The sequence below is a fragment of the Geminicoccus flavidas genome, from assembly GCF_009806515.1.
Taxonomy (GTDB): domain Bacteria; phylum Pseudomonadota; class Alphaproteobacteria; order Geminicoccales; family Geminicoccaceae; genus Geminicoccus; species Geminicoccus flavidus.
The window spans coordinates 1-6,524 of record NZ_WUJP01000570.1 but is presented as its reverse complement, the minus strand read 5'-3'; the positions used below and the strand labels follow the sequence as shown (position 1 = coordinate 6,524).

Genomic DNA, 6,524 nt, shown 5'->3' with positions numbered 1-6,524 from the left:
GCGCTCGGCCGACGCGGTGCAGGTGTTCGGTGGGACCGGTTACGTGAAGGGCTACGAGGTGGAGCGGCTCTACCGGGACGCCAAGATCTGCCAGATCTACGAGGGCACCAACCAGATCCAGCGCACCATCATCGCCCGCGAGCTCTTGAAGGGAGCGACCTGGTGACCGGCCGCCCCGTCGCCTGGGTCACGGGCTCCGGTCGTGGTATCGGCAAGGCCGCCGCCGTGGCGCTGGCCGGTCGCGGCTTCGATGTGGTCTTGCACGAACGAACCCGAGCCGACGACACGGAGGAGGCTCGCCAGGCGGTCGCGGCCGCTGGCGGACGGGCAGCGGTGGTGCATGGCGACGTCGCCGACCTCGCCGGCCAGCCGGACCTGCTCGCCGCGGCGCTGCAGGCGTTCGGCCGCCTGGACTGCCTGGTGGCCAATGCCGGCGTGTCGGTCATGGTCCGGGGCGACCTGCTCGACGTTGGCGTAGAAAGCTTCGACCGCTGCATGGCGGTTAACACCCGCGGCCAGTTCTTTCTCCTGCAGCACTTCGCACGCCATCTGCTGGCGAGCGACGCTGTGGTGAACCGCCACCGCTCGATCGTGGTCACCACGTCGAGCAATGCCGAGGCCGTCTCGATCAACCGGGGCGAGTACTGTGTCAGCAAGGCCGCCGCCAGCATGGTCACCCGGCTGTTCGCCGCCCGCCTGGCCCCGCACGGGATCGGCGTCTACGAGGTCCGCCCCGGCATCATCCGCACCCCGATGACCGCCCCCTCGACCGCCAAGTATGACGCCTTCTTCGCTGACGACGGCGCGCCCATGCCGCGCTGGGGCGAGGCGGACGAGGTCGGGCGGTGCATCGCTACGCTCGCCTCGGGCGACCTGCCCTACACGGTCGGCCAGGCGATCGCGGTGGATGGCGGGCTTACGATGAAGCGGTTCTGAGCAAAGGACCCCCAGCCAATCCGGCGGCACGCTCGATCGCGGCAACGATCAGCCCGGGTGCGAGATGATGGGGCATGTGCCCGGCGCCCTGCATCAGGTCGAAGCTGCTCTGGGCGAGGATCTGGTGCAGCCGCCCGGACTGCGCTCCGGCGTCGACGAGGCGGTCACCGTCGCCCGAGATGATGACGGCCGGGATCGCGACCTGATGGTAGCGACGCGACAGGATCGCGGCGGCCGGCTCCATCAGCAGCGTCTCCTCGGCGCTGGCCCGGAGCTGCGAAGGTCGTAGCGACATCCTGACCGGAAAGGCCCGAAACGACGCCGGTACGGGCGCCGGCGCGAAGATCCGCGCGATGAAGCTTGGCCCGAAGATGCGGCCTGCCAGCGGGAGGACGGTGTGGCATAGCAGGTCACCCAGGACCGGAATCCCGGCCGGGACCAGGAACAGCACGTCGCGGCGCCAGCTCGGGAAATAATAGCCCGATACCAGGACGACCGCGCGGAGGTCGGCGAGGCGCTCGGTCGTGAGCGCCATTGTCACCAGCGCTCCCCAGGAATGTCCCAGCACGATCGGGCGCCGGATCCCGAGCCGGGTGAAGGCCTTGGCCAGCAACCGGGCCTGGGCCGATGGCGTCCACATGCGCCCGCGCGGCCGCTGGCTGTAGCCATAGCCTGGACGGTCGAAGGCGATGACGCGAAAGCGCTTCGCCGCCTGGTCGAGCACGCCACTGACCTCGAAGTCCTGCACCGTCGCACCATTGCCGTGCAACAGCACGACCGGCTCGCCCGAGCCGCGCTCCACATAATGCAGGCGGACGCCGTCCACCTCGATGAAGTGGCCCTCCGGCGGGTTCTCCCGCTCGGCCCTGCGGGCGCTGGTGTGATGGTAGAGTGCGAGCGCTCCCAGGGCAGCCACGCCAGCAAGCAGCACCTGGCGGGGCCAGGATGGGCGAGGGCGATGTTGCAGCGTGGTGGCGGGCGTCGTCAGCAAGGGCATGGCGTCTCCAGCCGTCGCCGCCGGGGCTCCTGCGGCCTGCACAGGTCATTCCAGGGGCAAAACCCCCAGATCGGCTGCCGGATCCCCCGCTAGGCTCAGCTCAAGCCATCCGGGCAATCGCCTTGCCGGTCTGACGGTCGAACAGGCGCAGCCGGTTGGGGTCGAGATGGACCGATACTGGGCTGCCGGGCTCCAGCTGGGTGTCGGCCGCAACCCGCATCCCGATCTCCTGCCCGCCGGCGAGGCTCGCCACTAGGATGGCGTCCGCACCCAGTGTCTCGACCGCAACCACGCTCGCCTGGATTGGCAGGCGGTTAGGCAGGGCCGCGAGGCTCAGGTCCTCCGGGCGGAACCCGACCGTCACCTCGCCGGCACCTGTCCTGGCATCGAGCGGCAGGGTGGCTTCGGCGAAATGCACCGCGCCATTTTCCAGCCGGCCCTGCACCAGGTTCATGGGCGGACTGCCGGTGAAGGTTGCGACGAAGGTGTCGGCCGGGTTGCGATAGACCTCCATCGGCGCCCCGACCTGGGCGACCTTGCCGTCATGCATGATGCAGATCCGGTCGGCCATGGTCATGGCTTCGATCTGGTCATGGGTGACATGGATGATGGTGCGGCCGACCCGGCGGTGCAGCTTGACCAGCTCGGTGCGCATCTGCGCGCGCAGCTTGGCGTCCAGGTTGGAGAGCGGCTCGTCGAGCAAAAACGCCACCGGGTCGCGCAGCAGCGCCCGGCCAAGCGCCACGCGCTGCCGCTGGCCACCGGAGAGCTGGCCGGGCTTGCGGTCCAGATAAGGTGCCAGGCCCAACATGACCGTGACCTCGGCCAAGCGCCGCTCCTGCTCCGGCCCCGGCACCCCACGCAGCTTCATGCCGAAGGTCAGGTTGCCCTTCACGGTCAGATGCGGGAACAGCGCGTAGTTCTGGAAGACGAAGGCCAAGTCGCGGTCCTTGGGGTCGACCTCGTTCATCCGGCGCTCGCCGATGAACAGGTCGCCGGACGAGATCGGCTCCAGCCCGGCGATCATGCGCAGCGTGGTCGACTTGCCGCAGCCCGACGGGCCCAGCAGGACGAAGAACTCGCCATCATGGATGGTGAGGTCGACCGCGTCCACGGCGGTCTGGCCGCCGGCATAGGTCTTGGTGACGTTGGCGAGGCGGATCTCGGTCATGTTCACTGGGCCAAGGAGCGCATGTAGCGGTGGAGCCAGGCAGTGAGCGCCAGGACCGCCAGGAGCAGGATGACCGCCATGGCGCTGGCCTGAGACACGTCCAGGCCGACAAAGGCGCGGCGGTAGATGTAGTAGCTGACCAGCTCGGTGGCCTGTCCGGGACCACCGCGGGTCATGATGTAGATGATGTCGTAGGTCTTCACCGCGAAGATCAGCCGGATCAACAGCGTCACCACGATCACCGGGCGCATCAGCGGCAGGGTGATCCAGAAGAAGCAGCGGATCGTGCCGGCCCCTTCCAGCCGCGCCGCCTCGTAGGGCTCCTTCGGCAGGGACGCGAGGCCCGCCAGGAGCAGCACGATCATGAACGAGACCTGGTGCCAGATGTCGACCGCGACGACGGTCCAAAAGGCATTGTCCGGCACGCCCAGCCAGTCCACCGGCGGGATGCCCACCAGGCTCAGCACGTAGTTGACGATGCCGAGCGTGGGGTGGAGGAACATCTTCCAGATGAGGCCGACCACGATTGGGTTCATCAGGAGCGGGAACAGGAGGATCAAGTAATAGACGGCCTTGCCGTGCTCGACCTTGTCGAGGGCGAGCGCCACCGCAAACCCCACCAGGAACTCCAGGATCACCACCGCGACCACGAAGGCCAGGGTCACCGAGAGCGCGTGGCGGAACTCGGGCGTGGCGAAGGCCTGGGTGTAGTGGGAGAGGCCAACAAAGGCGTCGTTGGACGGCTTCAGCAGGGTGAAGTCGGAGGTGCTGGTCCAGAGCGTGAACAGGATCGGGAACAGCACGACCAGGACCAGGGCGAACAGGCCCGGCAGGGTCATGGCGAAGCCGAACCAGCGGTCACGCTGCGCGATTGCGGCGGTCATGAACAGTTTGTCTTCGGGCTGGGGCGAGGGTTGACCGTCCACCGCGGGCGGGCCGGCTCGGAGTGTGGGAGCTGCCGCCGCGAAGGTGGCAGCTCCCACGCAGATCACTGCAGTTTGCCGTCCTTGCGCAGGAGCTCGGCGAATTCCTTGTCCACCTGCTCCAGCGCCTCCTTCGGGTCCTTGCCGTCGGTCACCGCGAGGCTCAGCTCGCGGCCAAGCACGTCAACGAACGCCGGCGTGTAGGTGAAGACCGGGAAGTTCTGGGCATAGGCCAGCAGCTCGCCCAGCTGCGGGTAGTAGGAGTATTTCTCAATCAGCTCCGGATCCTCGTAGATCTGCTTCTGGGTGGCGGCACCACCCAGAAGGGCGCGCTTCTTAGCGATCTCTGGGCTCTCGATGAACTTGATGAACTCCCAGGCCGCGTCCGGATCGGGCGAGGACTTCGGGATCGCCCAGCCCCAGGAGCCGTTCAGGCCGCCACCCGGCACCGGGGCGATCTCCATCTTGCCGACCACCTGCGAGCTGGCCGGATCGTCATAGACCGGGCGGAACATGTTGAAGGTCAGATACGAGTAGGCCTTTCCCTGCGCCGCGACGTTGAAGGCGTCGTCGAAGCTGAAGTTGGCGGCCCCGATCGGGCCGTACTTCTGGATGTTGTCGCGATACTGGGTCAGCGCGGCGATGCCTTCCGGAGTGGCCAGGGTCGGCTGCCAGGTCTCCGGATCATAGTAGCGGCCGCCATTGGCGAACAGGTAGTTCGACCACTCCATCGAGATCGGGTCGGGGCGCTGGCCCTGGTTGACCACGCCCTTGAAGCCCTCGATCCCAGCGTCCTCGGAGAAGTACTTCACCTGGTCCAGATATTCCGGCCACTCGGTCGGCACCTTCAGCTCCCGGCCATACTTGGCCTTGAACGCCTCCTGGTGCTTGAGGTCCTCCAGCAGATCCTTCCGGTAGGTCAGCCCCATCGCGTAGTTGTAGAACGGCAGCATCAGGGTGGTGCCGTCGACCCGGCCGGTCAGCTCCATGATCGAGGGGATGTAGTTGTCGACCGGGAAGTTGTCCGCCTTGATCCGCTCGTCGAGCGGCTGCAGCCAGCCGGCCTTGGTGAACTCGCCCACCCAGTAGAAGTCGACGATGACGACGTCGTAGGAGCCCTCGGGTGCCACCAGCTGCGGGACCAGCTTGGTGTGCATCTCGGCGTAGTTCACGACCTCGAGCTGCACGTCGATGCCGGTCTTCTCCTTGAACTCCGGCAGCATCTCCTGGACGTAGCGCGTGTCTGGCACGCTTTCCATCAGGATGTTGATGGTCTGCGCCTCCGCGCCGAACGCAGAAGCGATCAGCATGCTGCTCGCGAGCAGGAACTTCTTCATTATGGGCTCCCTCGAAACTTCGGGTTACTTCAATGCGCCAAGCGACAAACCCTTGATCAGATAGCGCCGCAGGAACGGCATCAGCAGGAAGACCGGCAGGATCGCCACCATGTTGGCGGCGGCCAGCAGGGCGATCTCGACGCCGCGATGGGTGTCGAGCGTGGACAGGCCGACCGGCAGTGTGGCGGTGCGCTTGCCGGTCAGGATCAGGGCGAACAGGAACTCGTTCCAGGACATGATGAAGGCCAGCAGGGCCGCTGCCAGCAGGCCGGGAGCCGCCACCGGCACCGCCACCTTCCAGAAGGCCTGGAAGCGCGTGGCACCCTCTACCCGCGCCGCTTCCTCGAGCTGGCGCACCTCGCCCTCGAAAAAGGCGATCATCATCCAGGCGAGGAAGGGCAGGTTCATGCCGACATGGGCGATCACCACGGCGGTCCGGCTGTTCAGTAGGCCAGCGCCCAGGAACACCGCGAACAGGGGCAGCACCATCACGATCGGCGGCAGCATCTGGCTCGCCAGGATCGAGAGACGCAAGGGCGCCCTGCCGGTGTTGTAGCGGGCGAACGCGAAGGCCAGCATGGTCGCGAGCGGCAAGGCGATCGCCGTCGAGATCAGCGCCACGCTCAAGCTGTTCCAGAACCAGGAGGCAAACGGGTAGGCGGTGAAGATCTCGACATAGTTGCCGAGATGGGGCGTGCTCCATTCTGGCGGGATCTGATAGGCGGTGCGGCGGTCGGTGAGGCTGACCCGCAGGAGCCAGAGCAGCGGCAAGACGACGGCCAGCGAGAACGGGATCAGGACCAGGTGCGGGATCGCCCGCCTCAGCCAGCGCACGCGCTGCGCCTTTGGCCTGGGGCCACACCGCACCCGGCCGTCCGGCGGCCGTGATGGACGAGAAACGCGCGCACGGATCCAGCCCCCGCTGGCTGCCGGGACCACCACACGCGATGACCGGCTTGCCAAGCTGTCATGACATGACGCCCGGCCTGCTGCCAAGCGCAGTTTACCGGATACGCGCCGTGCTTATGGCGGCCCTGGCATTGGAAAGCCCATAGATACTGTCTTGGCGCGCCAGCGGCCGAGCGGCCGGAATAGTCTGGCGGACGAACCCGTCAGGCGGTCCGCCTGCGCACGATCCACGGCACCGCCATGAGCATCCG

The 6,524-nt window shown here is 67.1% G+C and carries 7 protein-coding genes; 2 read left to right on the top strand and 5 right to left on the bottom strand.

Annotated features, from left to right (window positions below; genetic code table 11):
• Together EQG76_RS16340 and EQG76_RS16335 are read left to right on the top strand one after the other, a co-directional pair.
• On the top strand, positions 1–166 hold a 166-nt coding region (locus tag EQG76_RS16340), incomplete at its 5' end, for an acyl-CoA dehydrogenase family protein (protein ID WP_255476545.1).
• On the top strand, positions 163–936 hold the full coding sequence (locus tag EQG76_RS16335; protein ID WP_159715337.1) for a 3-ketoacyl-ACP reductase: 774 nt from the start codon (positions 163–165) through the stop codon (positions 934–936). The genes EQG76_RS16340 and EQG76_RS16335, both read left to right, overlap by 4 nt.
• Here the strand turns inward: EQG76_RS16335 and EQG76_RS16330 are convergent.
• The 5 genes from EQG76_RS16330 to EQG76_RS16310 all read right to left on the bottom strand — a co-directional run bounded on the left by EQG76_RS16330 (position 917) and on the right by EQG76_RS16310 (position 6,198).
• Complete coding sequence (locus EQG76_RS16330) at positions 917–1,933, bottom strand: alpha/beta fold hydrolase (protein ID WP_159715335.1); 1,017 nt, start codon at positions 1,931–1,933, stop codon at positions 917–919. The two genes, EQG76_RS16335 and EQG76_RS16330, sit on opposite strands and share 20 nt — an antisense overlap.
• 100 nt (positions 1,934–2,033) lie before the next feature.
• Entirely contained in the window at positions 2,034–3,104 is a 1,071-nt protein-coding gene (locus tag EQG76_RS16325; RefSeq protein WP_159715333.1) for an ABC transporter ATP-binding protein, read from the bottom strand.
• A gap of 2 nt (positions 3,105–3,106) precedes the next feature.
• Positions 3,107–3,988 carry a carbohydrate ABC transporter permease gene (locus EQG76_RS16320; protein ID WP_159715331.1) on the bottom strand — a complete coding sequence of 294 codons (882 nt, stop codon included), beginning with the start codon at positions 3,986–3,988 and terminating at the stop codon, positions 3,107–3,109.
• 104 nt (positions 3,989–4,092) lie between these two features.
• Positions 4,093–5,364 (bottom strand): ABC transporter substrate-binding protein, encoded by a 1,272-nt coding sequence (locus tag EQG76_RS16315; RefSeq protein WP_235031401.1) that lies wholly within the window; start codon positions 5,362–5,364, stop codon positions 4,093–4,095.
• 24 nt (positions 5,365–5,388) lie between these two features.
• Positions 5,389–6,198: a carbohydrate ABC transporter permease gene (locus EQG76_RS16310; RefSeq protein ID WP_159715329.1), complete on the bottom strand. Its 810-nt coding sequence runs from the start codon at positions 6,196–6,198 to the stop codon at positions 5,389–5,391.
• Positions 6,199–6,524: the final 326 nt, after the last annotated feature.